The sequence below is a fragment of the Luteococcus peritonei genome (assembly GCF_039526385.1).
GTDB lineage: Bacteria > Actinomycetota > Actinomycetes > Propionibacteriales > Propionibacteriaceae > Luteococcus > Luteococcus peritonei.
Genome location: NZ_BAAAIX010000016.1, coordinates 48,021 through 73,996, shown reverse-complemented (window position 1 = coordinate 73,996; position 25,976 = coordinate 48,021). Strand labels below are relative to the sequence as shown.

Genomic DNA, 25,976 nt, shown 5'->3' with positions numbered 1-25,976 from the left:
CCACGCGCTCAGTGCGCCGTGATCCGCCCCACCGCCACGACATAGTTCGCATCCTCGACGTGCGCGGCCAGCCCGAAGGCCTGGAGCGCCGCCAGGTCGGCCTCGTCCAGGTACGGGAACTGCCGGCGCACCTGCTCGCGGTACTCGTCCAGGTTCACGAAGACCGCCAGCTGTGCCTGGTCCGACTTCGCCACCCCGAACTTGAAGGGGTTGTGCTCGCCCAGGTGGTCGTCGGTGGTGGAGACGTGCTCGGCCCAGGCCGCGTCATGCTTCGGCGCCAGGATCGGCACCTTCGGGGTGCCGGAGGCGATCTGCACGTCGCCGGCCTTCTCGTGCTCGGCCAGCAGCTGCTCCAGCGGACCACGATCGGTGTAGGTCGACAGTGACCAGGCGCGACCGCCCTCGCGCCGCGGCCCCACGGCGAGCCGGGCGTCGCGGCCCAGCAGGGTCTTGGCCTGCTCGGGGGTCAGCTCGATGTCCCGCTGGGCCAGCCAGCGCGAGACCACCGGCCAGGTCTCGTCCACCGCGACGTCTCCCTCGGCCAGTCCGACGGCCAGCGAGCTGTCGGCGGGCAGGTCACCCAGCGCGGTGCTGTGCTGGGAGGTCTTGAGCTCGGTGGTGAGCTTCGCGACGGTACGCACCTCGGGGCTGCCCTCGCCCATCCGCAGGGTGCCGCCGGTCGAGACCAGTGGGGCCGTGGCGAGTCGTTCGCGCGTTTCGTCGGACCAGTGCGACAGATCAGCCACCTGCTCCAGGCCCGACCGGGTGGCCCACCAGGTGACGAAGCCGCGGGTGCCCACCTTGGTGAGGTCCTGGGCATGGCGCTCCCCCGTCGTCAGGGGATCCTCGGCCGCCTTCTGCTGGGCGCTGTCGGCGGCGGCCTGGTCTGCGGCCAGCAACAGGTAGCCCTGCTGCCAGGCCACCCCGCGTCCCAGCCCACCGGGCCAGCAGGAGGCGATCTTGCGAGCACCCTCGCGGGCGGCCTGCTCGTCGGTGGCCTCGAAGGCCATCACCGGCAGCTCGGCGCCATCACGCAGGGCGACGCCGATGCGCTGCCCGAGCCAGGGGCGCAGGTCACGGTCGAAGTCCACCACGCCGCGGCACTCCGCCGGCGCCAGCCGCTGCCAGGCCAGCTGGCGCACGTCGGTGCGCTCACCGGACAGCATCCGACGCAGCGAGGGCAGCTTGCCGGCATAGGCCAGGGCCTCCGCCTGTTGTCCCAGCCCGGGCTCGGCATCCAGCTCGAGATAGGCCACGGCGTCGCCGGGAAGCACGGCGTCGGGGCCCTCGGCGAGGTCCTCGCCGAGGTGGAGCGGGTTGGTGGCGACGAAGCTGGCGCCCATCCCGAGCACGCCCAGTCCGATCAGTCCGGCGGCGAGGCGGCGGGCAAGCCTGCCTCGGGAGTCGTCGGCGGGGGTGGCCTGGTGGCTCATGGGCATCCTTTCGTCGGCTACAGCCTAGGGGCACGACGAAGGGGCGGCCCCATGGCGGGGCCGCCCCTCAGGTGGAGCCGGGTGAACGCGTCAGCGGGTGGTGAGGCGCAGCGTGCCGACGCTGTAGTCGCCCTCCTCCTGGTGCGAGCTCAGGCCGACGGACTGCAGCGGCGCCAAGTTCTCCTTCTCGTCGGCCGACAACTCCGCCCCGAGGCTGTCCACCAGCTGGGCGAGGTTCACGTAGCCGGCCGTCTGGGCCTTCTCGGGAGCGTCGACGGCCTTGGTGAAGGCGGCGTCATCGGCCAGCTTCGAGCCGGTCTCGGCCACCTTCTGCGGCCAAGAGGTGTTGATGCCCAGCACCTGGCTCTCACCCTGGCTGGTGAGGCTGATCCCCTGCTGGCTGGCGCCGACGCGGTCCAGCAGCTCGGTGAGCTTCGCCTTGTCCGTGGTGGTGGCCACCGCAACCGGAAGGGTGCTGGGATCCTCCATGCTCTCCGGGGTCACCGGGCCCAGGGAGATCCGCAGGTCGCTGCCCAGCAGCGTCTTGAGGTCGTCGGGCAGCTTGAGCTTGCTGTCCCGCTCCAGGTCCGCCAGCGAGGTTCCCTGGGACTCGATCATCTTGCGGATCTCGGGCCAGTTCTGCTCCACCAAGTCGGCCCCGTTGGCCAAGCCCAGGGCGACGGTGGTCTCGCCGGGCAGGGAGCCCAGGTCGGAGCCCTTCTCGCTGACCGGGACCGGCTCGGTGGACTTGCTGGCGAAGTGCAGCTCAGGGTTGCCATCGGTGAAGCGCAGCGTCCCTGCCGCGGAACGCACCGGCATCTGCTCCAGCTCCGTGCCGTCCACGCCGTTCTGGGCGGCCTGGGAGGACTCCTGGGAGGCGGCCACGAGGCCCTCCTTGGAGGTCCAGAAGCTCATCACCCCGGTGCTGCCCAGCTTGTCGAGGTCCTCGGTGAACTCGGCCCGCTGGGACAACGGTGCGCTCGTGGCGCTGGCCACGGCGGCGTCGACGGTGGGCTGGTCCTTGCCGAGCAGCAGATAGCCGTCCCGATAGGCCACGCCCTCCTTGGTGGTGGAGCCGGAGCTGTCGCAGGCGTCCAGCTTCTCGACGGCGGCCCGCGCCTTCGCCTCGTCGGAGGCCTCGACGGCCATGACGAGCTTGTCGTCGTCCTTCTGCAGGGCCACGCCAGCGTGGTCACCCAGCCAGGGCTTGATGTCGGCCTCGTAGTCGATCTTGTCCTTGCAGCTGGAGTCCTTCATGGCGGCCTCCCAGAACTGCTGTTTCAGGTCGCCGTCCTCGCTCAGCGAGATCTTCTGCTTCAGCGCGGGGAACTTCATCGCGAAGCGCACCATCTCCAGCTTCTGGCCCACCGACGGGTCCAGGTTGACCGCGGCATAGCCGAGTGCATCGGCGGGCAGCACGGCCGCGGGGCCCTGGGCGCCCTTGTCCTCGCGCAGGTCCATCGGGTCGGCCAGGGCGAAGCCGCCACCCAGGGCCAGCAGCGCCAGCCCCACGATGCCGGCCTTGGCACCGGTGCCGAGGCGACGAGGCGTCGGCTCGATGGTGGTGGCTCCCCCGGCCGGCGCGACGGGCTGCTCGGGCGGGAGGTAGGCATCGGGAGGGGTGCTGGACATGGTCTGCCTTTCGGGGAGTGGCCGCGGCGTCGCGACACCATGAGGGTAGGGCTCCCCCGGGTCCATCAACGGTCTGCGGAACTCTCAGCCAGCAAGTCATCAGCCACTGCCGCCTCGTGGGATGTCCGCGGACATGCAGAAGGGGCGGCCCCATGACGGGGCCGCCCCTTCGGACGTTGCAGGTGCGAGGTCAGTTCGCAGCGACCTCGGCCGGCTGGATGTTGACCACGCGGCGACCACGACGGGTGCCGAACTCGACATTGCCGCCGACCAGCGCGAACAGGGTGTCGTCGCCACCGCGACCGACGCCGTTGCCCGGGTGGAAGTGGGTGCCACGCTGGCGGACGATGATCTCGCCGGCGTTGACCAGCTCGCCGCCGAAGCGCTTAACGCCGAGGCGCTGCGCGTTCGAGTCGCGGCCGTTCTTGGACGAAGATGCGCCCTTCTTGTGTGCCATGTCAGCTCCCTCAGCCTTCGATGCCGGTGATCTTGACCTGGGTGTACTTCTGACGGTGCCCCTGGCGCTTCTTGTAACCGGTCTTGTTCTTGTACTTCATGATGCGGATCTTGGGACCCTTGGTCTCGCCCAGCACCTCGGCCTTGACCGAAGCCTTCTCAAGGGTGCCCTTGTCAGAGGTGACGGCCTCGCCGTCGACCAGCAGGATGGGGGTCAGCTCCACGCTGTCGCCCACCTTGGCCGCTCCCTTGTCGATCTCGACAACGTCGCCAACGGCAACCTTGTGCTGGCGGCCGCCACTGCGCACGATCGCGTACACGCCTGACCTACTCTCTTCGATGTCGTGAGGAAAATGTTCCCAACCGGCTCAACGGGCTGGTCGGAAGTCTTTCGGAGGTTTCCCGGCGATGTCGCCACGGAACCCGGACCGACCGCCAACATTACCTGTGCTGATGTACAGGGTCAAACCGGCGGCCGGTCGTCGGATCAGTGCTTGCGGCCCCGTCGACCGCCGCCACCGTGTCGGTCACCGCCGTCGGCGGGTGCCTGGGTGTCCACCGGGTGGTCGTGGCGGGTGTAGCCCCGTCCGCCGCAGTGGCTGCACTCCTCGGTGAAGGCCTCTGCCAGGCCGGTGCCGATCTTCTTGCGGGTCATCTGCACCAGGCCCAGGCTGGTCACCTCGGCCACCTGGTGGCGGGTGCGGTCACGGCCCAGGCACTCCACCAGGCGACGCAGCAGCAGCTCGCGGTTGCTGGGCAGCACCATGTCGATGAAGTCGATCACGATGATGCCGCCGATGTCGCGCAGCCGCAGCTGGCGCACGACCTCCTCGGCCGCCTCCAGGTTGTTGCTGGTGACGGTGGCCTCCAGGTTGCCGCCGGCGCCGGTGAACTTGCCGGTGTTCACGTCGATCACCGTCATGGCCTCGGTGCGGTCGATCACCAGCGAGCCACCGGAGGGCAGGAAGACCTTGCGCTCCAGCGCCTTGGCGATCTGGTCGTCGATGCGGTGCTTGGCGAAGGGATCGCCCTGGCTCTCGCGGTCCCAGCGGGTGAGGCGCTCGGCCAGGTGCGGGGCGACGTGGGTGACATAGCCGTTGATCGCCTCGTAGGCGTCGTCCGCTCCCCCGTTGCCGCTGACCACGAGCTCGCTGAAGTCCTCGGTGAACAGGTCGCGCACGATCCGCACCGTCAGGTCCGGCTCGGCGTAGAGCTGCTGCGGGGCGCTGCCGGTCTTGGCCTTCTTCTCGATGATCTCCCACTGCGCCTTGAGGCGGTTCACGTCGCGCACCAGCTCGTCCTCGCTGGCGCCCTCGGCTGCGGTGCGCACGATCACCGACGACTTGTCGTCGATCAGGTCGCCCAGGATGTCCTTGAGGCGGTGGCGCTCGGCATCGGCCAGCTTGCGGCTGATGCCGGACAGGTGGCCGCCGGGCGAGTACACCACGTAGCGACCGGGCAGCGAGATGTGGCTGGTGAGGCGGGCGCCCTTGGCACCCACCGGGTCCTTGGAGACCTGGACCAGCACGGTCTGGCCGGACTTCAGGACGTTCTCGACCTTCTTCTGCTCACCGTGGGCACCGAAGTGCTCCCAGTCGATCTCACCGGCGTAGAGCACGGCATTGCGGCCGCGGCCGATGTCGATGAAGGCGGCCTCCATGCTGGGCAGCACGTTCTGGACGCGGCCCAGGTAGATGTTGCCGATCAGGCTGGTGGCGCTGGCGCGGTCCACGTAGTGCTCCACCAGGACGTCGTCCTCCAGGACGGCGAGCTGGGTGTACTCCTCGTTCTGGCGGATCACCATGCGTCGGGTCACCGACTCACGGCGCGCCAGGAACTCGGCCTCGGACAGGATCGGGGCGCGACGACGACCGGCGGCGCGGCCCTCGCGGCGACGCTGCTTCTTGGCCTCCATGCGGGTGGAGCCGTCGATGCCGGTCACCTCGTCGGCGGCCTGGGCGGCGGTGCGGATCCGGCGCGGCTCGCGCACCCGGACCACGACGTCACTGGGGTCGTCGTCAGCGGAGCCGGCGTCCTCCCCGCGACGGCGACGACGGCGGCGACGGCGGCGGCCGGAGCCCTCGGAGTCGTCATTGCCCTCGTCGGAGTCCTTGTCGTCCTCGGAGTCCTTGTCCTCGGTCTCGGACTCCTCGGAGTCCTTGTCCTCGGAGCCGTTCTCGGCGTCGTTCTCGTTCTCGTCGTCCTCGGAGGAGCGACGACGACGACGACCTCCGCGGCGGCGACGGCGGCGGCGCGTGGTGGGCGTGCTGTCCTCGTCCTCGCCGTTGTCCTCGTCCTCGCCGTTGTCCTCGTCCTCGCCGTTGTCCTCGTCCTCGGAGTCGTCCTGGTCGTCCTCGTCCTGCGAGTCGTCGGACTCCTCGTCCTGCTCGGAGTCCTCGTCGGTCTCCTCGGCAGCGGTCTCGTCCTCGTCGGTGGGCTGATCGTCGGTGGCCTGCTCGTCGGCGGGCGTCTCGGCGACCGCGTCGGCGGGCTGCTCGGCGGCATCCTCGGTCTGGGCAGGCTGTTCGGCCTCGTCGCCACCGGCGATCGAGGCGGCCAGCGAGTCCAGCACGGCCTTGGCATCCACCTCACCGTTCTCGTCGACGGGCAGCGTGGGGCTGACGAAGGGATTGGCCACGGCGCGCGAGACGCGCCGGCTGCGACGCGGGCGCTCGGCCGCGGCGGCGGTGACGGCGGCCAGCGCGGCATCGACGTCGGCGCCGGGGGCGGTCTCGTCGGCGCGCCCCTGCTCGTCGGTCTGGTCGGCGACCGGCTGGGCCGGCTCGGCCTTCTTGCGGCTACGGGTGCGGCGGGCGCGGGCCGGCTTCTCCTCCGGGGCGGCCTGGGCGGCGGGCTCGGCCACGGCCTCGGAGGCGGGCTCGGTGCTGGTGGGCTCGGTGCTGGTGGCCTGCGCCAGCGGCGCGACCTCGACCGGTGCCTCGACGGGCTTGGGGGTGCCGGCCTTGCGGGTGGCGCGGCGGCGGGCGGGACGGGCCGGGGCCTGCTCCGCCGGGCTCTCCGCAGGGGTCTGCACGCTGGCCGTGCCCGCGGCCTCGGTCACCGGCACCTCGGCAGCGGGGGTCTCGACGGCGGGCGGCGGGCCGGCCGGGCGGGAGGCGGCCCTGCGGCGGCGGGGTCGCTCGGCCGGGGTGGATTCCTGGGTGCCCGACTCGGGCTCCTGAACGTTGTCAACATCGAGCATGTGCGCTCCTCGGCACCACGCGGGTGCGGTTCGTCAGTCGCACCCCGGGGAGGGGCTGCGACCAAAAGCTGGCGGACATCAGGTCAGCCTTGGCCCAGCCCCGCGGTCGAAGACGTCGTCGCGGTTGGCAGTGCTCGGTGACCCGAGTGAGCAGTCCTGATCGACTGCTTACCTACCCGCCAGTATGGCACAGAGGTCCACGGGCGGTCAGATTTCGCGACCGTGGCGCGCCGGTGTCCGTGGTGGTCCTGCCGGCCGGTTCAGGCCCGTGCGGCACCCGCCATCACGTCGCGCAGTTCGCCGTCGACCAGCTCTCCCTGGCCCAGCCGGGTGAGCATCGCGGGGCGCTCGGTGACCAGGCTGGGCTCCAGCTCGCGCAGGGCGCGCACCACGTCGTCGGGACGCACCAGCGGCGTCGTGTGGTGGGCGCGCATCTGCAGCACGGCCGGGCCGACCACCTCGAGGCCGATGATGGCGCCGCGCACGTCGAAGTGGCGCATGCCGGTCTTGGTCATCCGGCTGACCTGGTAGGAGTCGGCGGCCATCAGGGCGGCCACGGCACGCTCCAGGGCGGTCTGGTCGATGTCACCGGCGTCCACCGAGTCCAGCTCGATGCGCCAGTCGCTGGCGGTGAGCACCTCGGACAGGGCACGACGGTCGGACTGGACCACGGCCACCACGTCGAGGCCGGGCGGCAGCGCCTCGTCGAGGGCCTGGCGCACCTTGGCGGGGTCGCAGACCTCGCGCAGGCCGATCTCCAGGAACTCGGCCTCGGTGGCCGCCGAGGTGGGCGAGGCATTGGCATAGCTGATCCGCGGGTGCGGGTTGAAGCCCGAGGAGTAGGCCATCGGGATCTGGCCGCGACGCAGCGCGCGCTCCAGGGCGCGACCGAAGTCGCGGGTGCTGGTGAAGCGAGCGGGCCCCCGCTTGGCGTACTGGACGCGGAGCCACTGCGCCGGGGGTGCCTGCTGTTCTGGTTGCTGTCGTGCCACGCCGGAAGACTACCGGTGCGCCCGCCACAGGCCGGAATCGGCGAGGGCCAGCACGGCTGAGGATCGCTTGGCGAAGGTTGTGCGAGCTCTCACCGCCGGGAGTGGAACCAGTGGCCGTCACGAGGCGTAGAAAGGTCGAGGCACGGCACCCCGGACCTCACCCACCGCCTCGCACGAACCCACCAGGAGCACCCCATGAGCACCACCCGCATCATCACCACCGTCCTGGCCGCCACCGCCGTCGCCGGCAGCGCGCTCGCCCTCGCCGTGCCCGCCCAGGCAGCCCCCGCACCCGCGCTGACCGCAGCCGCCGGCGCGAAGGTCACCGGCGGCTGGAGCGCCGCGGTGGTCGGCCGCCCCGGCGCCACCGGAACGCTCACCCTGGTCTCCCCCGACGGCCGCCAATACCCGGTCACCAAGCTGGGCAGCGCCTGGCAGGTCAGCGATGTCACCAACGACGGCTCTCGCGTGCTGGTCTCCAATGCCACCGGCAACGCCCCGATCTTCCGCGTCGTCGACGTGCGGACCGGCGCCGGGCGCGCGGTGGCTGGGCAGTGGTTCGAGATGCGCTTCACCAATCCCTCCGGCGCTGCCCTGCTCGGCCGCACCACCGCGGGCGAGCTGGTGCGCACCAGCCTCGCCGGCAGCGTCCAGGCCCGCCATGCCGGTACGCGTGGCGGTGACGGGATGCTGCCCAGCCTCGACGGACGGCTGCTGGTCAGCATGAACGGCGCGCACCGGATCCAGGTCAACAGCAATGGCGGCGCCCGGCTGCGCACCATCGCGAACCCGACCGGCACCACCCACTGCCAGCCGCAGCACTGGACCGATGCGAGCCACTTCACCGCCGTTTGCCTGCCCACCGGCAGCCGCGAGGACGTGCAGGTCTACCGCTACTCGACCGCCGGCGGTGCCCCCGTCGCCCTGACCGCCCGCCTGCCGCGGACCGGCGCGCTGCAGTTCGGCTACGTGGACTCCTGGTCCACCCCCACGGGGCAGCTGGTGGCGGCTGCGAGCTCCTGCGGCCCCGCCCGCGCCGGACTGGTGCGGGGCCGCCAGGTGCAGCTGCTGAAGGCCGGCAGCAATGCCTCGCCGCTCACGGTGCAGGGCACCTCGGTCTGGTTCCTCAACGCCCCCGGCTGCGAGGAGGGGCGCAGCTGGCTGACCCGTCACGACGTGGCCACCGGCCGCACCGTGGTGCTGGCCGGATCCACCCGCAACCGCGGACTGTCGGTGACCAGCGTCGCCGTGGTGGACCGGATGCGCTGAGCCGGCCCACGACACAACGAGGGAGGCCCGCCGTGATGGCGGGCCTCCCTCGTCGTCGGTCCGGTGAGCCGGTCTCAGGCCTCGGTGGCGGCCAGGTCCCGGGTCACCACCTGCAGCGGGATCAGCGTGGCGCCGGTGGGGCCGATCTGGATGTTGGTGTCCATCTGCGGGCAGACGCCGCAGTCGTAGCACGGGATCCAGCGGCAGTCCTCCACCTCGGAGCCGTCGATGGCGTCCTGCCAGTCCTCCCACAGCCAGTCACGGTCCAGGCCGGAGTCCAGGTGGTCCCAGGGCAGCACCTCCTCGTAGTCACGCTCGCGGGTGGTGTACCAGGCCAGGTCGACGCCCTGGTCGGCGAGCGCCTGCTCGCTGCAGGCCACCCAGCGGTCGTAGGAGAAGTGCTCGCTCCAGCCGTCGAAGATGCCGCCGTCGCGCCAGACCGCCTCGATCACCTTGCCGACGCGACGGTCGCCGCGGCTCAGCAGGCCCTCGATCTGGCCGGGCTTGCCGTCGTGGTAGCGCATGCCGATGGCCTTGCCGAACTGCTTGTCCGCGCGCACGGTGTCACGCAGCAGCTGGAGCCGGTGGTCGATGGTCTCCGGGGAGGCCTGGCCGGCCCACTGGAAGGGGGTGTGGCTCTTGGGGACGAAGCCGCCGATCGAGATGGTGCAGCGGATGTCCTTGGTGCCGGCCACCTGCCGTCCGGTCTCGATGACCCGCTTGGCCATGTGGTAGATGCCCAGCACGTCCTCGTCGGTCTCGGTGGGCAGGCCGCACATGAAGTACAGCTTCACCTGCCGCCAGCCGTTGCCGAAGGCGGTGGCCACCGTGTTGATCAGGTCGTCCTCGGTGACCATCTTGTTGATCACCTTGCGCATCCGCTCGCTGCCGCCCTCGGGCGCGAAGGTCAGGCCGGAGCGACGACCGTTGCGGGAGAGCTCGTTGGCCAGGTCGATGTTGAAGGCGTCGACGCGGGTGCTGGGCAGCGAGAGCGAGACATTGGTGCCCTCGTAGCGGTCGGCCAGCTGCTTGGTCACCTCCGCGATCTCGGAGTGGTCGGCGCTGGACAGGCTGAGCAGGCCCACCTCCTCCAGGCCGGTGGCCTGCAGTCCGCCGGCCACCATCTTGCCGATGGTCTCGATGTTGCGCTCGCGCACCGGGCGGGTGATCATGCCCGCCTGGCAGAAGCGGCAGCCACGGGTGCAGCCACGGAAGATCTCCACCGAGTAGCGCTCGTGGACGGTCTCGGCCAGCGGCACCAGCGGCTTGGCCGGGTAGGGCCACTGGTCCAGGTCCATCAGGGTGTGCTTGCGCACCTGGAAGGGCACGCCGGGCCGGTTCGGGGCGACGCGCTGGATCCGGCCGTCGGGCAGGTAGCTGACGTCGTAGAAGCGGGGCACGTAGACCTCGCCGGTGTGCGCCAGGCGCAGCAGCAGGCCGTCGCGGCCACCGGGACGGCCCTCCGCCTTCCAGTCGCGGATGATCTCGCTGACCAGCAGGGCGGCCTCCTCGCCGTCGCCGAGCACGGCGGCGTCGATGAAGTCGGCGATCGGCTCCGGGTTGAAGGCGGCGTGACCCCCGGCCAGCACGACGGGGTCGTCCTCGCGACGATCGACGGCGTGGATCGGCAGGCCGGCCAGGTCCAGCGCGTTGAGCATGTTGGTGTAGGTGAGCTCGGTGGAGAAGCTCATGCCCAGCACGTCGAAGGCGCCCACGGGGCGGTGGGAGTCCAAGGTGAACTGCGGGATGGACTCCGAGCGCATCAGCTTCTCGAGGTCCGGCCAGACCGAGTAGGTGCGCTCGGCCAGGATCCAGTCACGCTCGTTGAGGATCTCGTAGAGGATGGCGACGCCCTGGTTGGGCTGGCCCACCTCGTAGGCGTCGGGGTACATCAGGCACCAGCGCACCTGGGCGGAGTCCCACTCCTTGACGACGGAGTTGTGCTCGCCGCCGACGTACTGGATGGGCTTGCTCACCTGGGCGAGCAGCGGCTCGAGCCGGCCGAAGAGCGACTCGGGAGCGGTGGTGGGGAAATCAGTCATGGTGCCGCCCAGCGTAGTTGAGCCTCCCGGCCCAGCACGATTCCGTGCCGTGCCGCGCGACCGCCCGGGCTCAGCGCCGCGCTGCCCTGGTGCGCCTCTGGCGTGTGGCGATGCATTCCACGATCGCGCAGCACAGCACCAGGGCCGCGGAGAGCAGCGTCCCCATCATCGCGGCGACGTTGAGGCCACCGGCTGGAAGACGGGGCTTGCCGTGGGCGGCAGCTGCTGGGTCATGCGATCAGGTCAGGAGAGCTGCGGGTCGAGGCGCGGTGCCGGGAGCTCGTCCAGACCGGGTGCGGCGGCGCGCACCAGGCCCCGCCGACGCGCCTGCCACTCCACCAGGGCGAGCGCGAGCAGCTGGACGGCGGTCATCACCAGGATGCTGGGATCACCGACGCCGGACTCCCGGTTGAACATCCCCGAGATGTCGGTGAAGGGCATGATGAGCTCGCTGAGCACGTTGTTGACCACGTGCATGGCGATCGCGGCCTCCAGGCCCCCGGTGCGCCAGGTCATGATGGCGGCGATGGCCCCGAAGCAGAAGTAGTAGATGTTGAGCCAGGTGTCTCCGGCGCCGTGGGCCAGCATGAACAGCGTCGAGCTGAAGACCAGGCCCACCACCAGTGCCACCGTCGGGTGGCGGAAGTAGCTGCCAGCGGCCCGGTTCAGGACGCCACGGAAGGCGTACTCCTCACCGGCCGCCTGAAAGGGCGTGGTGAGCAGGATGCCGGCCAGCAGGATCCAGGTGTCCTTGGTCACGTGGAGCTGCTCCGGGTCCGGACCCGTGAGCGCCAGCCAGGTGGTGATGCCCACGTGGAGCAGCCACAGCGGCAGCATGATCAGCAGGCAGCGTCCCAGCCAGCCCCAGCGGATCCGTCCCACCACACTGGCCAGCCAGCCGCCGGTCTGGCCCATCGGCCAGCGGGAGAGCAGCAGGCACAGCGGGATCAGCAACGCCAGGGCGAAGTTGTTGGTCAGGAAGATCGCCGGGGTCATCTTCAGGTCGTTGCCCATCGAGGCCATGTCCTCGGGGCGGGAGCGACCGGTGGCGATGTCGATCCCGAAGCCCACCAGGATGGCCACGGTGCTGAGCACCATGAAGGCCACCAGGCCCAGCACCACGGTCACCACCGGACGCCACCAGCGCCAGCGGGGGCTGCGCCAGAAGCGGGGGTAGTCGAGCACGGTCGTGGGCAGGGCGGTCGGCTGGGGCGGTGCCACGGGCGGCGTCCAGACGGGTTGCCCCTGCCAGCCCGGCTGCCCCTGCCAGCCCGGCTGCTGGGGGGCCGGGAAGCCCTGGTCCTGCGGGTACTGCCCCTGCGGGTACTGCCCCTGGGGGTACTGCCCCTGCCCGTACTGGGGGTACTGGGCCTGCCCGTACTGGGGCTGCTGGGGGTAGGGCTGGGGCTGGCCCTGCGGCTGCTGAGGAGGCTGGCTCACGCGCGCTCCCCCAGCTCCGGGAACCAGATGGCGATCTCACGCGCGGCGCTGTCCGCCGCGTCGGAGGCGTGCACCAGGTTGCGGTTCTTGAACAGCGAGAAGTCCCCGCGGATGGTCCCGGGGGCGGCGACGGCGGAGTCGGTGGTGCCGTTCAGGCTGCGCACGGCCTCGATGGCGCGCTCCCCCTCCAGCACCAGGGCCACCAGCGGGCCGGAGGTGATGAACTCCTCGAGCGGCGGGTAGTAGTCGCGGCCGACGTGCTCGGCATAGTGCTGCTGGGCGGTGGCCTGGTCGCAGACCCGCTGCTGCAGGGCGACGAGGCTGAGGCCCTTGGCCTCGTAGCGGGCGATGATGGTGCCCACCAGCCCGCGCTGCACGGCATCGGGCTTGAGCAGGACCAGGGTGCGTTCGGTCGTCATGGCCCAGACCCTACAAGCAGCCGCGCCGCCCCGGGGAGTACAGCGCACCGCCCGGATGCCGTGCCCCCTCCCTTCGACGGGGGCGAGCCTCAGGCGTGTCGGGCGCGATCCGCCTCGATCCGGCGGCCCAGCACGAAGGAGACCACCCAGATCGCCAGGAACATGGCACCCACCAGGAACATCATGGGGGTGAGGAAGCCGAGCAGAACGCCGGCCGCCTGCGCGGCCCAGGCCAGCGGGTAGCCCTCGGGGCGACGCAGTCGGGCGCAGGCCAGCAGGCAGAGCAGCACGGCCAGGCCGGTGCCGAGCGCGGCGGCCAGCACCGAGATCTCGGAGACGATCACCATGCCCGGGAAGGCCAGGCCGAAGACGATGGCCTCGCAGACCAGCGTGCTCAGCATGGCCCGGTTCATCGGGTTGTCAGGAGCGAGGCTCACCACTGGTCGTCTCCGTCCAGGTCGAAGGGGGTGGTCAGTTCTTCGCGAGTGGGTTCGTGCTGCGGCTCCGCGTCCTGCTTCAGCATGCCGCGGGCCTGGCCGGCCAGAATCACCGAGCCGGCCACCAGCACCCCGGCGCCGGGCTGCTGGTCGGCCATCGTGACCGCCAGGTCCAGGGCAGCGTCGACGCTCGCCGCGCTGTGCACCCGCTCCTGGCCCGCGATCCCGCGGGCCACCTCGGCCAGATCCTCGGCGGGCACACCGCGGTCGGTGCCGGCCACCTGGGTGCAGATGATGACGTCCATCTGCTCGGCGAACAGCCGCATCACCGACTCGACGTCCTTGTCCTTCATCATGGCCACCACGCCGATCATCGGGGCGAAGGAGTAGTTCTCGGCCATCGCCGACAGGGTCGCGGTGACGCCGTGCGGGTTGTGGCAGGTGTCCAGCACGACGGGGGGCGAGGTGCGCACCAGCTCCATGCGGGCGGGGGCCTCGACGGCCGCGAAGCCGTCCACCACCACCTCGGGGCTGAGCGCACGACCTCCCAGCAGGGACTCCACGGCAGCCATCGCCAGGGCGGCGTTGTGGGCCATGTGGGCGCCGAAGACGGGCAGGTGGATGTCTCCCACCGGCCCCTCCGCGCCCTGCAACCGCAGCAGCTGCCCGCCGACGGCCTGGGTGCGGTCCAGCAGCTGGAAGTCGTTGCCCTCCAGCACCATCCGGGCCCCCACCTCGGTGCAGCGCTCCACCAGCACGCGCGCCACCTCCTCGCTCTGGGCGGCCATCACGGCGGTGCTGCCGGGCTTGATGATGCCGGCCTTCTCGTGGGCGATGTCCACCACGTCGTCGCCCAGGATGTGGGTGTGGTCCAGGTCGATCGGGCAGATCACGGCCACCTGGGCGTCGGCGACGTTGGTGGCATCCCAGCTGCCGCCCAGGCCCACCTCGATCACCATCACGTCCACGGGGGCGTCCGCGAAGGCGGCATAGGCCATGGCGGTGATGACCTCGAAGAAGGTCATCGAGACCCCGTCGATCTGCTGGGCGTCGACCATCTCCACGTAGGGCTCGATGTCGGCCCAGACCTCGTCGAAGCGCTCGGCGCTGATCGGCTCCCCGTCGATGCAGATCCGCTCGGTGACATCGGTGAGGTGGGGGCTGGAGAAACGCCCGGTGCGCAGGCCGTCGGAGCGCAGCAGGGCGTCGACCATGATGGCGGTGCTGCCCTTGCCGTTGGTGCCGGCGATCTGGATCACCGGGCAGGAGCGTTCCGGATTGCCGAGCAGGTCGCACAGCGCCTGGATCCGGCCCAGGGAGGGCGCGATGCGATGCTCGGGCCAGCGCCCGATCAACCGGTCGACGATCTGCTGATGGGACTGCGCCGCGCTCTGGCCGGGCGTGCCGTGTGCTGCTGGGGTCATGGTGCGCCCAGCCTACCCGGCAGCGCCGCGCTTCCCTCGCCCGAAGCGAGCGGCATGGCAGGCTGGAAGGGACCACCCTGCCGTCGCAAGGAGACCTCCATGGCCAAGCCCAGTCCCTCCAGCCGCCGCGCCGCCCTGCAGGCGCAGCGCGAGGCTGCCGAGCGCGCCAGGCGTCGCGGTCGGCTGATCGGGGCCGTCTGCGGCGCCCTGGCGGCCGTGCTCCTGCTGACCATCGTGGTCTGGCAGTTCAACAAGGACGACGAACCGGTGGTGGCCGCGGGCAGCCAGGTCGCCGTGCCGGGTGCCGCTCCCGACGGCCGCGGGATCACCTTGGCGAAGACACCGGCCGGCAAGCCCATGGTGGTGGTGATCGAGGACTACCAGTGCCCCTGGTGCAAGATCGCCGAGCAGTCGATCGGCAAGCAGGTCAAGGCCCTGGCCGACAAGGGTGAGGTGGGCTACGAGGTGCGCAGCGTCGCCCTGCTGGACACCATGCTGAAGAACGACTCCTCCGAGCGCGCGAACCTGGCCGCCGCCTGCGCTGACCTCTCGGGGCACTACGCCGCCTACCGCGACACCGTCTTCGCCAACCAGCCGCAGAAGGAGGGCGAGGGCTTCACCGACGAGCAGCTGCGCACCGGCTTCGCCGAGCAGGCCGGCATCACCGGTGACGATCTGGAACGCTTCCAGACCTGCTACGACCAGCGCCAGACCAATGACCACGTGCAGTCGGTGCTGAAGCGGGCGCGCGCGGACAAGATCGACGACTCCACGCCGCAGTACTGGGTGGCGGCGGCGGACGGCAGCCTCACCAAGAAGCTGGACCTGGAGGCCCTGATGGGCACCGCCGATCCCACCGAGCAGCAGGTGCTGGATGCGATCAAGGCAGCCGCATGACCAGCGGGTATGATGCCAGAGTGATTGAAAATACAACTTCCGAGCAGCGCAAGGACTGGATCGGGCTGCTGGCCCGACTGGTGCTCGGTGGCGCCCTGCTGGTGGCGGGGGCGCTCAAGCTGCCCAACCTGGACGCCAACGTGCTCACCGTGCGGGCCTACAAGCTGCCGATCCCCTACGAGCTGGTGAAGCTGATCGGCTACGGCCTGCCGGTGCTGGAGGTCCTGCTGGGCCTGGCCATCGTCCTGGGCCTGCTCACCCGCTGGACGGCGCTGCTGGGCACCCTGATGATGCTGGTCTTCATCGCCGGCATCGCCAGCCTGTGGATCCGCGGACTGAAGGTGGACTGCGGCTGCTTCGGTGGCGGCGGTGCCACCGAGGACCCGCACTACCTGCGTGAGATCATCCGTGATGTCGTCTTCGCGCTGGCCGGCGCCTGGCTCATCTGGCGGCCCCGCAGCCGCTTCGCCCTGGACGACTGGCTCTTCCCCCCGATTCCCACCCGGACCGACCTGGACCACGAGACCGACGACGAGGACCTCCTCGTCGGAGAGGACACCCCCCGATGAGCAAGAAGACCGCCAAGCCCACCGGCAGCTCGGGCGCCAGCGCCGCGACCAGCCGACGCGAGCAGCTGCGCCTGCAGCAGGAGGCCGAGGCCCGTCGCGCCCGGACCATGAAGATGATCGGACTGGCCGCCGCCCTGCTGGCCCTGGCCATCATCGCGGGCGTCGGCATCACGCTGTGGAAGGACCAGAAGAACAAGCAGGAGACGGTGAGCGCCCAGGGCCGTCCGGCCAATGCCAATGCCGACTCCACCGGCATCATCGCCAACCCCGGCAAGGCCAAGGACGGCGCTCCGGTGCTGCAGGTCTACCAGGACTACCAGTGCCCCGCCTGCAAGGACATCCACTCCAAGATCGGACCCCTGGTCAACGATCTGGCCGCCAAGGGTGAGATCACCCTGGACTACCGCACCATGACCTTCCTGGACACCAACCTGCGCAACGACTCCTCGATCCGCGCCGGCATCGCCGCGGCCTGCGCCGACAATGCGGGCGCCTACGAGAAGTACCACGACATCGTCTACGCCAACCAGCCCACCCAGGAAGGCGTCGGGTACACCGACGAGCAGCTGAGCACCACGTTCGCCGAGCAGGCCGGCATCACCGGCTCCAAGCTGACCGACTTCCAGACCTGCTACAAGAACGAGGCCACCAAGGGCTTCGTGCAGGGCACCGACGAGGCCGCCGCCAAGGCCAAGGTGACCTCCACCCCCACCTACCGGGTGAACGGCAAGGACCTGGACCTGCAGACCATCGGCACCACCGAGCAGAGCCTGCTGGAGGCCATCAAGAAGGTCGCCGCCAGCTGACACCAGCCACAGACAGCCCATGAGGGCCGGCTCCCCCACGGGAGTCGGCCCTCATGGCATGTTCAGGACCGGTCGTCGACCTCGGCCGAGAGCACCGCCTCAGCCAGGTTCAGAAGGAAGAGGAGCAGCGTCACGACGTGCACCACCGTGCACCAGGAGCAGATCCTCCCCAAGGGAACCAGCTCCACCCACACCAGGTAGAGCACGAAGGCCAGGCCCAGCCCGTACCAGGCACCCAGCAGCCGGGTGCGTGGCGCCTGGTCCAGACGCGTGAAGGACCAGCCGGTCAGGGCGATGGTGGCCAGGAACCAGCCGAGCCCGGCCAGCGCCACAGGGATCCCCAGGATCATGGAGTACGAACTCGTGGTCACGCGGGCGCAGTCGACGACACCCGTTGCGCTGCACGCGAGGGTCCTGTTGCCGGTGTAGTGCTCGAAGGTCATGTAGGCCGCCACGAGCAGACCCACGGTGAGCAGCACGGCCGTTCCCCGCCAGGCCCAGCGTGGGGCCAGGATCCGGGTCGTCACCTGAGCCGCTTCCCGGCCGCCACGACACCCGGCGAGGTGCAGACCGAGCCCGGCTCACCGCCCGTCTCCCGGCAGATCTGGGCCGAGATCAGGTTCGCCCCGCCCAGCACGGCCTGGCTGGTCTGGGAGGCAGGGTCCTTGAGCTCGTCGGCCACCTGGTCGGCGGAGCGTCCCGCCAGGAAGGTGCCGTCGAAGGGCGCCGAGTTCGCGTAGGCGGATCCGTAGTGCACGAAGGGAATGCCACCGCTCGGCGAGAACTGGCGGAAGATGGCCTCGTCGGCCTCGCCGGGGGTGGCCAGAGGCTGCTGGAACCGGTCAGAGGTCTCCACGCCGGTGAAGGAGACGGTCTCGCTGCTGTAGCTCGACGTGCGGAAGGTGACCGTGGCCAGGTTGGAGATCAGCCCCTCGTCGGGGCTCGACAGGACATCCTCCAGTCCGCTGAAGCGGCCGAAGCGGGACAGGGCCGCCACCAGCGACAGGCGGTCCATGGCGCAGTAGGGGCAGAACTCGGCGCCGATGTAGAGCACACGAGGCTTTCCGTCCTGCAGCACGGGCTTGCCACCCGGGATCGGGGTGGGCGCCTCGCTGGCGCTGCCGGCGCCCACGGTGTCGAAGGCGCTGGTGGGGATGTCCTGGAGCGCCGCACTGAGCACTCCGGAGGAGGCGGTCTCCTGGGCGTCCTTGCTGCGCTTGGCTCGTCCGATGAGCCAGAAGCTGAGAACCAGGGCCAGTACGAGGATCATGGCCACGGAGAGGGTGAGCAGCAGCCGCCGCTTACGGGTCCGCTCCGCCTCCCTCGCCTGCTGCTCCTGAGGGCCTGTCGCCCGGTGCTTGATGCCATGTCACGTCTCCTGGGGGGCCGGCGGTGGTGCGCGCGAGCCTGCCAACGGCACAGTCCACCCCTGCCAGCACCCGCTCGGCCTCGTCGCGTCGGGTTCGCGCCCGGTGTGGCGCACTCACTAGGATCGAGCCCATGAGCACCGATTCCCAGGCCGTCCAGTCCCCCACCAGCCAGCCCGCAGCCGGCCAGGCGGTACCGGACAAGCCCGTGCTGGAGGGCCTGGAGGACAAGTGGTCGCAGCGCTGGGCCGACCAGGGCACCTATGCCTTCGTCCGCCCGGAGAGCCGCGAGCAGGTCTACTCGATCGACACCCCGCCGCCCACCGTCTCCGGCTCGCTCCACGTGGGCCACGTCTTCAGCTACACCCACACCGACGTGGTGGCCCGCTACCAGCGGATGACGGGCAAGCATGTCTTCTACCCGATGGGCTGGGACGACAACGGCCTGCCCACCGAGCGCCGGGTGCAGAACTACTACGGCGTGCGCTGCGACCCGTCGATCCCCTATGACCCCGACTTCACGCCGCCGGCCAAGCCGGACCCGAAGAAGCAGGTGCCGATCAGCCGTCGCAACTTCATCGAGCTGTGCCACGAGCTGACCGGCGTCGACGAGAAGGTCTTCGAGGACCTGTGGCGCAAGGTGGGCCTGTCGGTGGACTGGACCGAGCTCTACACCACCATCGGTGACGAGTCGCAGCGCATCGCGCAGCTCGCCTTCCTGCGCAACCTGCAGCGCGGCGAGGCCTACCTGTCCGAGGCCCCCACCATGTGGGACGTCACCTTCCAGACCGCGGTGGCCCAGGCCGAGCTGGAGGCCCGCGAGTACGCCGGCGCCTACCACCGCATCGGCTTCGCCCTGCCGGAGGGCAGCCAGGCCGATCCCGAACTCTTCGCCGACGGCAAGGTGTGGATCGAGACCACCCGTCCCGAGCTGCTGCCCGCCGTCTGCGCCCTGATCGCGCACCCCGACGACGAGCGCTACCAGCACCTGTTCGGCACCACCGTGACCAGCCCGGTCTTCGGCGTCCAGATCCCCGTGCTCGCGCACTCCGCGGCCGAGAAGGACAAGGGCGCCGGCATCGCCATGTGCTGCACCTTCGGTGACCTCACCGACGTCATCTGGTGGCGCGAGCTGCAGCTGCCGATGCGCACCGTCATCAACCGCGACGGCCGCCTCACCCGCGAGACCCCCGAGTGGCTGACCGACGCCTCCTTCTACGACGAGCAGATGGCGGGCAAGACCACCTTCAGCGCCCGTGCGGCGATCGTCGAGAAGCTGGCCGCCACCGGCGACATGGCCGGCGAGCCCAAGCCCACCCAGCGGATGGCGAACTTCTACGAGAAGGGCGACAAGCCGCTGGAGATCGTCTCCACCCGCCAGTGGTACATCGCCAACGGTGGCCGCGACGAGCAGCTGCGCGAGACGATGCTGGCCCGTGGCGAGGAGCTGGCGTGGACCCCCGAGCACATGCGTCACCGCTACTCCAACTGGGTCAACGGCCTGAACGGTGACTGGCTGATCAGCCGCCAGCGCTTCTTCGGCGTGCCCTTCCCGGTCTGGTACAGGCTGGACGCCGAGGGCGAGCCGGACACCGAGAACCCGATCGTCGCCGACGAGGCCTCCCTGCCGGTGGATCCTGCCAGCCAGTGCCCGCCCGGCTTCGAGGAGTCCCAGCGCGGCCAGGCCGGTGGCTTCATCGGCGACCCGGACGTGATGGACACCTGGGCCACCAGCTCGCTGAGCCCGCAGATCGTCTGCGGCTGGCAGCGCGACGAGGAGCTGTGGAAGCTCACCTTCCCGATGGACGTCGCCCCGCAGGCCCACGACATCATCCGCACCTGGCTGTTCAGCCGCGTGGTCCGCGCCCAGCTGGAGAACGGTTGCCTGCCCTGGAGGCGCGCCACCATCTCCGGCTTCGTCACCGATCCTGACCGCAAGAAGATGAGCAAGTCGAAGGGCAATGTGGTGGTCCCCACCGAGATCCTCGACAAGTTCGGCGCCGACGCGGTGCGCTGGCGTGCCGCCATGGCCCGCCCGGGCATGGACTCCCCCTTCGACGAGTCGCAGATGAAGGTGGGCCGCCGCCTGGCCATGAAGGTGCTCAACGCCAGCAAGTTCGTGCTCGGCATGAGCACGGCCGGCGCCGGCGTCGAGGCGATCAGCAACCCGCTGGACCTCGCCCTGCTCCAGGGCCTGGCCCGCGTGGTGGAGCAGGCCACCGAGGCCTTCGAGCGCTTCGACTACACCAGCGCCCTGGAGGCCACCGAGACCTTCTTCTGGGCCTTCTGCGACGACTACCTGGAGACCGTCAAGGAGCGTGCCTACGGCTCGCAGGGCGAGGCCGAGGCCGCCAGCGCACAGGCCGCGCTGCGCACCGCGCTCGACGTCATGCTGCGTCTGTTCGCCCCCTTCCTGCCCTTCGTCACCGAGGAGGTCTGGAGCTGGTTCGCCGAGGGTTCGGTGCACCACGCCGCCTGGCCCACCGTCGCGGAGCTGCCGTCCGGCGGCGATGCCCTGCTGCTGGAGGACCTGGCCGTGGTCCTGGCCGCCCTGCGCGGCGCCAAGTCGGCTGCCAAGGTGAGCATGAAGACCGAGGTGGTGCGCGCCGAGTTCAGCGGCACGGGCGAGGTGCTGGAGCGGCTGAAGGGCTGCGAGGCAGACCTGCGCGCCGTGGGCCGGATCACCGGCGAGGTGCTCTGGGCCGAGTCCGATGCCGAGACCGCCGTGGCCGTCGAGCTGGCCTCCCCGGAGGCCTGAGGCGTGCAGGAGTTCACCACCGTCGCCATCGACCTTGACGGGACCCTGTTCACCCCGCAGCATGACTACGACCGGCCCCGCTTCGCGCGGATGCTGGACGCCTGCGAGGCGCGCGGCATCAAGGTGGTGATCGCCTCGGGGCGTCAGTACCGCAGCATGGCCACCATGTTCGACCGGCCCGAACGGCTCGCCTTCGTGGGTGACAACGGCTCCACGGTGGTGGACCTGGGCGGTGAACGGGTGCACGACGCGGTGCTCGAGCCCGAGGTGGTGCGCCGCACCATCGAGCTGCTCGACGCCCATCCGGAGGTCTCCGCGGTGGCCAGCGGACCCGACGGTGCCTGGATGCAGCACGACGCCCCGGAGCTGATGCACCAGGTCATGCCCACCGCCTACGAAGGCCTGGTGCTGGTGGACAGGCTCGCCCAGGTGGACGGGCCGGTGAGCAAGTTCGCCCTCACCACCGACGACGGCGCCTCGCAGCAGGTGGCCTCGGAGCTCTCGGCGAAGCTGGGCGGAGCCCTGGTGCCGGTGACCACCGGCCACCGGGGCCTGGACCTGATCGTGCCGGGACGCCACAAGGCCTTCGGCCTGGGCCTGTTGCTGGAGCGCTGGGGCCGCGACTTCGCGACCCTGCTGGCCTTCGGCGACTCCGCCAACGACCAGGAGATGCTGGCGGCGGCCGGGATCAGCTATGCCATGGAGGGCGCCCGGCAGGAGGCGCTGGACGCGGCCCTGTACCGCGCACCCAGCGGCACCGACTCGGGCGTGATGGTGGTCGTCGAGGAACTGCTCGGCCTCGACGGCTGAGGCCTCAGCCGCGGCGCAGCGCCCGCTGCGGGTCCGCAGCCGGCGTGACGAAGAAGGCCACCACCAGCATCGCACCCACCGCCAGCAGGGCGTGCAGCACCCCGGTGTGGTCGCCCAGCCAGCCCAGCAGCGGCGGGCCGGCCAGGAAGGCGGTGTAGCCGATGGTGGAGACCACGCTGATCCGCTGCGGTGCGCCCCGCGGGTCGTCGGCCGCGGCGGACATGCCCACCGGGAAGCCCATCGAGGCACCGACGCCCCACAGTGCGGCCCCGACGAAGGCCAGCACCGGGCCACCGAAGACCACCAGGGCACAGCCCACGGCTGCCAGCGCCAGCAGCCCGCGCAGCACGGCCACCCGACCGTGGCGGTCCAGCAGGCCGGTGCCGAGCACCCGGCCCGCCGTCATGGCGGTGAGGAAGACGGCCAGGGCCAGCACGCCGGCCCAGTGGGGCAGCTGGTGGCCCTCGACGAAGGCGACCGCCAGCCAGTCGTTGGCGGTGCCCTCCGTGAAGGCGGCGGCCAGCGCCACCACACCGATCAGCAGGGTGCGCGGCTCGGTCCACGGCGAGCGGGCCAGCGCCGGTGCGTCCTCGTGCTCCTCGGTCTGGGCACCCACCGGCAGGAAGCGACGCGCCGCCCACAGCCCGGCCAACAGACAGAGCACCTGGGCGACCGCCAGGTGGGCCCAGATCGGCACCCCGAGCGCGATCACCCCGACACCGAGCAGGGCAGCCAGCACGGTGCCGCCGCTGAAGGCGGCATGGAACCAGGGCATGATCGCGCGGCGCAGTCCCTGCTCCACGGCGGTGCCCTCCAGGTTCATCGAGACGTCCCAGACACCCATCCCGAGCCCGGTCAGGAAGAGCCCGGCCATCAGCATCCAGCGGGAGGTGAAGGCGTCGATGCCGGCGGCGGCCAGCAGGACGCCCGAGCAGGCCACCACGATGCCGCCGAGCATGGCACGGGCCACGCCGAAGCGCTGCGCGATGCGGCCGCTGAGCGGCAGTCCCAGCAGCGAACCTGCCGAGACCGCCAGCAGGACCGTGCCCAGCTCGCCGGCCGAGAGGTCGAGCGCCTGCTTCACCTCGGGGATCCGAGAGGCCCAGGAGGCGAAGTTCATGCCGTTGACGGCGAAGACCAGCAGCGTGGCATTGCGCGCACCACGCACGGCGCGGAATGCGGTGGTGGGCAATTCCTGACCGGTCGGTTGGCTCACCGTGCGAGCCTACAAGGTCAGCTGACCTGCTCGTGACAGGTGCAGGTGGGGCAGACGCAGGCGGTGCAGCGGCACTCTCCCCCGGTGTGGCAGGCGCAGATGTGGGCCTCGGTGACGCCCACCAGGTGGGCGGTGAGGTCGCGGTGCGGCCCGGGGGCGGCCTGCAGCAGGGAGCGCTGGGCGCGGGCCCGCTCCACCCAGGCTGCGCACTCGGCGCAGGCGTCCAGGTGCTCGTCGAGCCGTTCCCGGGCCACCGGCGGGTCCTCCCCGTCCAGCACAGAGGACAGCGCGGCGCGCCAGCTCTCCGGGTCGGGGCAGTGATTCATGGCAGCACCCTAACCGATGGCTAGGATGTGGCCCATGCCCCATCGCCTCTCGCCGTCGCGCAGCGCGCTCGACGTCGAGGTGACCCGCCTGGCGCTGCTCGCCGGGCAGGGCGACCGTCCGGCGCTGGGCGAGTTCATCCGTCTCACCCAGGCCGATGTCTGGCGCTTCCTGGCCCATCTGGCGGGCGCCGAACAGGCCGACGACCTGACCCAGGACACCTATCTGCGGGCGATGGATGCCCTGGAGCGCTTCGAGGGGCGCTCCCCCGCGCGAGCCTGGCTGCTGTCGATCGCGCGACGGGTCTGGGTGGACGCGGTGCGCCATGACTGGGCCCGGCCGCAGAGCCCGCGCAGCCACGACTGGCTGGCCGGCCACGCCGCCGCCGGCCAGGACCAGACCGCCGGCATCGTCGCCGGGGCGCTGCTGGCGCAGCTCTCCCCCGACCGTCGTGAGGCCTTCCTGCTCACCCAGGTGATGGGCTTCGACTATGCCGCCGCCGCCGAGGTCTGCCAGGTACCGATCGGCACCATCCGCTCCCGCGTGGCACGGGCCCGCAGCCAGCTCGTCGAGCTCTGGGAGCCCGCCGAGGAGGCACCGCCGACGGTGATCAGCGCCCGATCGCGATGAGGTCTCCGGGGCTGAGCGTGGCCATCACGGTGCCCATGTGGGCCCGGGTGACGGCGACGCAGCCCCCGGTGGCACCACGGCCCTTGACGTGCAGGAAGATCCCCGCACCACGGTGGCGCACCGCCGTCGGCGGCATGTTGTAGTTGATCACCACGGCATGGCGGTACTGGGTGGTGTAGGTCACCAGGTTCTCCGACTCGCTGGTGCGGAAGCCGCCCTGGGCGCGGGTGCGGTAGGTGTTGTACCAGCGCGAGGCGTTGTCCTGGACCCAGTAGTCGCCGGCCACCACGCGGCGGTAGGGCAGGGCGGTGGCCGGGCGCGCGGCCAGGCCGAAGCTGGTGGTCATGGTGTAGGTGCCCAGCGGGGTGGTGTTGGTCCCCTGCCGGCGACGAGTCCCCACCACGGTGCCACCGGCGCCGATCCGGGCGTCGGACTCGGTGAAGACCTTGGTGAAGCCGCAGGACCGGTTGGCCTGGCGCTTCCACAGCACGACGCGGGCATGGCTGCGCGAGGTCTGGTTCACCGTCACGACCGAGCGGGTGGTGGAGCGCACCGCGACGGCCACCCCGTCGAGCCTGCCCTTCGGGCAGGCGACCCAGGCCTTGGGGACGGCGGAGGGCCTTGCCGCGCGCGTCGGCGCGGCCTGGGCGCCGCCGGCCGTCAGGGGCACGGCGAGCAGGACGGCGAGCGAGCCGGCGACGAGGCGGGCGCGGTGGACGGCGCTGCGGGAGGGGCAGGGGTTGGACGCCATGGATGGTCTCCTTGCTGGTCGGCTCCCCCGAGCGCGCCCAGCCTAGACCCGTGGACGGCGAGAGCAGGCCTCGCACTGTCGGTGGCGGCTCCTAGACTTCACCCGTGCCAAGCCATCGAGTCCAGTTCGAGATCCTGGGGCTGCGCCCCGGCAACCGCCCCGAAGCCGTCCTGGACGGCGCCGTGGCCGCCATCGCCGAGAACTTCCACGTCTACAACCGCCAGGTCGACGTCGTGGCCGGGACGCCGCGGATCACGGTGCGCTTCACCGTGCCGGACTCCGGCCAGGACGAGGAGCGGGAGCTGGCCCTGATGGCGACGGCCGCCGCCCAGGAGGCCGTGGAGCGGGTGGCGCTGGTGGGCCGGCACTGGACCCTGGTGCGCCAGGGCGGGCGCTGGTTCCCCGTCGAGCCGTAGCGCCTCGCTGCGGCTCGTCAGTCGCAGTTGTCGCAGACGCCGGTGAGGCTCATCTGCATGAAGCAGCGCGGGCAGATGTTGCCCTGCAGCGGCTCAGGCTTGCTGCGCGAGGCCTTGGTCACGGGCACCTTGCCCACCACGGTGGCCTTGCGGGGGCGCGCGGTGCCGGTGGCGGGAGTGGTTCCGTCGGCCGGGGCGGTCTGCGCCACGGGCACGCGGCCCTGCCAGCGGGCGTGGGCCGCGCGGCGCTGCTCGGCAGCATGCTCCTCACGATCACCGATCACGGCCGGGATCCTGGCGAAGCGCAGGATCTCGTCATAGGCCGGGCCCACCGTCCCGTCGCGTCGCACCACGAGGGCGGTCAGCAGCGGGACCTGCTGCTGCTGGCACTGGCGCGCCACGATCCCCAGCAGGGGGCCGACCCACTTGCTGGTGGGCTGCTTGGTGTGGATGCCGGAGCGCTGCTGCAGCGCACGGGCGAAGGCCTGGTACTCGATCGTGCTGCCGGTGCCGGCGGTCTCCACCAGCACTTCCTGGGCCGCCTTGCCCCAGGCCTTGATGGCCTCCACCTGGTCGACGAAGTCCCCACCATCGTTCACCGGCATGCATGCTCCCCATCGCTCGTTGCCCAGCCGACGGGTGCGGGTGCAGCCCGTCCCCGCACTGGGCCGCCGACGATTCTAGCC

General features: G+C 70.9%; 25 protein-coding genes. 8 read left to right on the top strand and 17 right to left on the bottom strand.

Annotated elements, in window-relative coordinates:
• Positions 1 to 8: 8 nt before the first annotated feature.
• From ABD073_RS07635 to ABD073_RS07610, 6 genes are all read right to left on the bottom strand, one after another.
• Positions 9 to 1,433: a hypothetical protein gene (locus ABD073_RS07635; RefSeq protein WP_343873421.1), complete on the bottom strand. Its 1,425-nt coding sequence runs from the start codon at positions 1,431 to 1,433 to the stop codon at positions 9 to 11.
• 90 nt (positions 1,434 to 1,523) lie between these two features.
• Complete coding sequence (locus tag ABD073_RS07630) at positions 1,524 to 3,065, bottom strand: DUF3352 domain-containing protein (protein WP_343873420.1); 1,542 nt, start codon at positions 3,063 to 3,065, stop codon at positions 1,524 to 1,526.
• A gap of 190 nt (positions 3,066 to 3,255) precedes the next feature.
• On the bottom strand, positions 3,256 to 3,522 hold the full coding sequence (rpmA, locus tag ABD073_RS07625; RefSeq protein ID WP_343873418.1) for a 50S ribosomal protein L27: 267 nt from the start codon (positions 3,520 to 3,522) through the stop codon (positions 3,256 to 3,258).
• 10 nt (positions 3,523 to 3,532) lie between these two features.
• Positions 3,533 to 3,841, bottom strand: a complete 309-nt coding sequence (rplU, locus tag ABD073_RS07620; RefSeq protein WP_343873416.1) for a 50S ribosomal protein L21 — start codon at positions 3,839 to 3,841, stop codon at positions 3,533 to 3,535.
• A 167-nt stretch (positions 3,842 to 4,008) separates the two neighbouring features.
• Entirely contained in the window at positions 4,009 to 6,723 is a 2,715-nt protein-coding gene (locus ABD073_RS07615; RefSeq protein ID WP_343873414.1) for an Rne/Rng family ribonuclease, read from the bottom strand.
• Positions 6,724 to 6,983: 260 nt separating this feature from the next.
• Entirely contained in the window at positions 6,984 to 7,715 is a 732-nt protein-coding gene (locus ABD073_RS07610) for a TIGR03936 family radical SAM-associated protein (protein WP_343873413.1), read from the bottom strand.
• Between the two features lie 195 nt (positions 7,716 to 7,910).
• Between ABD073_RS07610 and ABD073_RS07605 the strand changes: the two genes are divergently transcribed.
• Positions 7,911 to 8,984 carry a hypothetical protein gene (locus ABD073_RS07605; RefSeq protein ID WP_343873412.1) on the top strand — a complete coding sequence of 358 codons (1,074 nt, stop codon included), beginning with the start codon at positions 7,911 to 7,913 and terminating at the stop codon, positions 8,982 to 8,984.
• Between the two features lie 74 nt (positions 8,985 to 9,058).
• On the opposite strand, the gene ABD073_RS07600 is transcribed toward ABD073_RS07605, so the two are convergent.
• The 5 genes from ABD073_RS07600 to ABD073_RS07580 form a co-directional block, all read right to left on the bottom strand.
• The gene (locus ABD073_RS07600; RefSeq protein ID WP_343873411.1) at positions 9,059 to 11,026 is read right to left on the bottom strand and encodes a TIGR03960 family B12-binding radical SAM protein; all 1,968 of its coding nucleotides are present in this window, start codon (positions 11,024 to 11,026) and stop codon (positions 9,059 to 9,061) included.
• Between the two features lie 243 nt (positions 11,027 to 11,269).
• Positions 11,270 to 12,466, bottom strand: coding sequence for a CPBP family intramembrane glutamic endopeptidase (locus tag ABD073_RS07595; RefSeq protein ID WP_343873410.1), 1,197 nt, complete (start codon positions 12,464 to 12,466; stop codon positions 11,270 to 11,272).
• Positions 12,463 to 12,885, bottom strand: a complete 423-nt coding sequence (ndk, locus tag ABD073_RS07590) for a nucleoside-diphosphate kinase (RefSeq protein WP_343873409.1) — start codon at positions 12,883 to 12,885, stop codon at positions 12,463 to 12,465. The genes ABD073_RS07595 and ndk overlap by 4 nt, the downstream gene beginning before the upstream one ends.
• A gap of 89 nt (positions 12,886 to 12,974) precedes the next feature.
• Entirely contained in the window at positions 12,975 to 13,322 is a 348-nt protein-coding gene (locus tag ABD073_RS07585; protein ID WP_343873408.1) for a DUF4233 domain-containing protein, read from the bottom strand.
• On the bottom strand, positions 13,319 to 14,746 hold the full coding sequence (locus tag ABD073_RS07580; RefSeq protein ID WP_343873407.1) for a bifunctional folylpolyglutamate synthase/dihydrofolate synthase: 1,428 nt from the start codon (positions 14,744 to 14,746) through the stop codon (positions 13,319 to 13,321). Before ABD073_RS07580 ends, ABD073_RS07585 begins: the two co-directional genes overlap by 4 nt.
• A gap of 99 nt (positions 14,747 to 14,845) precedes the next feature.
• Here ABD073_RS07580 and ABD073_RS07575 point away from each other — a divergent pair, with 99 nt between their 5' ends.
• The 3 genes from ABD073_RS07575 to ABD073_RS07565 are packed head-to-tail and all read left to right on the top strand — an operon-like array spanning position 14,846 to position 17,018.
• Entirely contained in the window at positions 14,846 to 15,643 is a 798-nt protein-coding gene (locus ABD073_RS07575; RefSeq protein ID WP_343873406.1) for a DsbA family protein, read from the top strand.
• Entirely contained in the window at positions 15,640 to 16,212 is a 573-nt protein-coding gene (locus ABD073_RS07570; RefSeq protein WP_343873405.1) for a DoxX family protein, read from the top strand. Before ABD073_RS07575 ends, ABD073_RS07570 begins: the two co-directional genes overlap by 4 nt.
• Positions 16,209 to 17,018: a DsbA family protein gene (locus tag ABD073_RS07565; protein ID WP_343873403.1), complete on the top strand. Its 810-nt coding sequence runs from the start codon at positions 16,209 to 16,211 to the stop codon at positions 17,016 to 17,018. The genes ABD073_RS07570 and ABD073_RS07565 overlap by 4 nt, the downstream gene beginning before the upstream one ends.
• A gap of 62 nt (positions 17,019 to 17,080) precedes the next feature.
• On the opposite strand, the gene ABD073_RS07560 is transcribed toward ABD073_RS07565, so the two are convergent.
• Positions 17,081 to 17,545, bottom strand: coding sequence for a vitamin K epoxide reductase family protein (locus ABD073_RS07560; RefSeq protein ID WP_343873401.1), 465 nt, complete (start codon positions 17,543 to 17,545; stop codon positions 17,081 to 17,083).
• A complete protein-coding gene (locus tag ABD073_RS07555) occupies positions 17,542 to 18,288 on the bottom strand; it encodes a DUF929 family protein (protein WP_343873399.1) in 747 nt (248 codons plus the stop codon). Before ABD073_RS07555 ends, ABD073_RS07560 begins: the two co-directional genes overlap by 4 nt.
• A 230-nt stretch (positions 18,289 to 18,518) precedes the next feature.
• Between ABD073_RS07555 and valS the strand changes: the two genes are divergently transcribed.
• Positions 18,519 to 21,143 carry a valine--tRNA ligase gene (gene valS, locus ABD073_RS07550; protein WP_343873397.1) on the top strand — a complete coding sequence of 875 codons (2,625 nt, stop codon included), beginning with the start codon at positions 18,519 to 18,521 and terminating at the stop codon, positions 21,141 to 21,143.
• Positions 21,144 to 21,146: 3 nt separating this feature from the next.
• Entirely contained in the window at positions 21,147 to 21,953 is an 807-nt protein-coding gene (locus tag ABD073_RS07545; protein WP_343873396.1) for a Cof-type HAD-IIB family hydrolase, read from the top strand.
• Between the two features lie 4 nt (positions 21,954 to 21,957).
• Here ABD073_RS07545 and ABD073_RS07540 read toward each other — a convergent pair whose 3' ends face one another.
• Positions 21,958 to 23,169: an MFS transporter gene (locus ABD073_RS07540; protein ID WP_343873395.1), complete on the bottom strand. Its 1,212-nt coding sequence runs from the start codon at positions 23,167 to 23,169 to the stop codon at positions 21,958 to 21,960.
• A 17-nt stretch (positions 23,170 to 23,186) separates the two neighbouring features.
• Positions 23,187 to 23,495 (bottom strand): zf-HC2 domain-containing protein, encoded by a 309-nt coding sequence (locus tag ABD073_RS07535; protein WP_343873394.1) that lies wholly within the window; start codon positions 23,493 to 23,495, stop codon positions 23,187 to 23,189.
• Between the two features lie 34 nt (positions 23,496 to 23,529).
• Between ABD073_RS07535 and ABD073_RS07530 the strand changes: the two genes are divergently transcribed.
• The gene (locus ABD073_RS07530; RefSeq protein WP_343873393.1) at positions 23,530 to 24,123 is read left to right on the top strand and encodes a sigma-70 family RNA polymerase sigma factor; all 594 of its coding nucleotides are present in this window, start codon (positions 23,530 to 23,532) and stop codon (positions 24,121 to 24,123) included.
• Here ABD073_RS07530 and ABD073_RS07525 read toward each other — a convergent pair.
• Positions 24,104 to 24,874: a L,D-transpeptidase family protein gene (locus ABD073_RS07525; RefSeq protein WP_343873392.1), complete on the bottom strand. Its 771-nt coding sequence runs from the start codon at positions 24,872 to 24,874 to the stop codon at positions 24,104 to 24,106. The genes ABD073_RS07530 and ABD073_RS07525 overlap by 20 nt on opposite strands.
• Before the next feature lie 104 nt (positions 24,875 to 24,978).
• On the opposite strand from ABD073_RS07525, the gene ABD073_RS07520 reads away from it, so the two are divergent.
• Positions 24,979 to 25,290, top strand: coding sequence for a hypothetical protein (locus ABD073_RS07520; RefSeq protein WP_343873391.1), 312 nt, complete (start codon positions 24,979 to 24,981; stop codon positions 25,288 to 25,290).
• A 17-nt stretch (positions 25,291 to 25,307) separates the two neighbouring features.
• Here the strand turns inward: ABD073_RS07520 and ABD073_RS07515 are convergent, their stop codons facing one another.
• Positions 25,308 to 25,895: a hypothetical protein gene (locus tag ABD073_RS07515; RefSeq protein WP_343873389.1), complete on the bottom strand. Its 588-nt coding sequence runs from the start codon at positions 25,893 to 25,895 to the stop codon at positions 25,308 to 25,310.
• Positions 25,896 to 25,976: the final 81 nt, after the last annotated feature.

Excerpts from the sequence above, each read along its gene's own strand:
- ABD073_RS07635 (WP_343873421.1), bottom strand. The coding sequence starts at position 1,433 with ATGAGCCACCAGGCCACCCCCGCCGACGACTCCCGAGGCAGGCTTGCC.
- ABD073_RS07630 (WP_343873420.1), bottom strand. The coding sequence starts at position 3,065 with ATGTCCAGCACCCCTCCCGATGCCTACCTCCCGCCCGAGCAGCCCGTC.
- rpmA (WP_343873418.1), bottom strand. The coding sequence starts at position 3,522 with ATGGCACACAAGAAGGGCGCATCTTCGTCCAAGAACGGCCGCGACTCG.
- ABD073_RS07615 (WP_343873414.1), bottom strand. The coding sequence starts at position 6,723 with ATGCTCGATGTTGACAACGTTCAGGAGCCCGAGTCGGGCACCCAGGAA.
- ABD073_RS07605 (WP_343873412.1), top strand. The coding sequence starts at position 7,911 with ATGAGCACCACCCGCATCATCACCACCGTCCTGGCCGCCACCGCCGTC.
- ABD073_RS07600 (WP_343873411.1), bottom strand. The coding sequence starts at position 11,026 with ATGACTGATTTCCCCACCACCGCTCCCGAGTCGCTCTTCGGCCGGCTC.
- ndk (WP_343873409.1), bottom strand. The coding sequence starts at position 12,885 with ATGACGACCGAACGCACCCTGGTCCTGCTCAAGCCCGATGCCGTGCAG.
- ABD073_RS07580 (WP_343873407.1), bottom strand. The coding sequence starts at position 14,746 with ATGACCCCAGCAGCACACGGCACGCCCGGCCAGAGCGCGGCGCAGTCC.
- ABD073_RS07575 (WP_343873406.1), top strand. The coding sequence starts at position 14,846 with ATGGCCAAGCCCAGTCCCTCCAGCCGCCGCGCCGCCCTGCAGGCGCAG.
- ABD073_RS07570 (WP_343873405.1), top strand. The coding sequence starts at position 15,640 with ATGACCAGCGGGTATGATGCCAGAGTGATTGAAAATACAACTTCCGAG.
- ABD073_RS07565 (WP_343873403.1), top strand. The coding sequence starts at position 16,209 with ATGAGCAAGAAGACCGCCAAGCCCACCGGCAGCTCGGGCGCCAGCGCC.
- ABD073_RS07555 (WP_343873399.1), bottom strand. The coding sequence starts at position 18,288 with ATGATCCTCGTACTGGCCCTGGTTCTCAGCTTCTGGCTCATCGGACGA.
- valS (WP_343873397.1), top strand. The coding sequence starts at position 18,519 with ATGAGCACCGATTCCCAGGCCGTCCAGTCCCCCACCAGCCAGCCCGCA.
- ABD073_RS07535 (WP_343873394.1), bottom strand. The coding sequence starts at position 23,495 with ATGAATCACTGCCCCGACCCGGAGAGCTGGCGCGCCGCGCTGTCCTCT.
- ABD073_RS07530 (WP_343873393.1), top strand. The coding sequence starts at position 23,530 with ATGCCCCATCGCCTCTCGCCGTCGCGCAGCGCGCTCGACGTCGAGGTG.
- ABD073_RS07525 (WP_343873392.1), bottom strand. The coding sequence starts at position 24,874 with ATGGCGTCCAACCCCTGCCCCTCCCGCAGCGCCGTCCACCGCGCCCGC.
- ABD073_RS07515 (WP_343873389.1), bottom strand. The coding sequence starts at position 25,895 with ATGCCGGTGAACGATGGTGGGGACTTCGTCGACCAGGTGGAGGCCATC.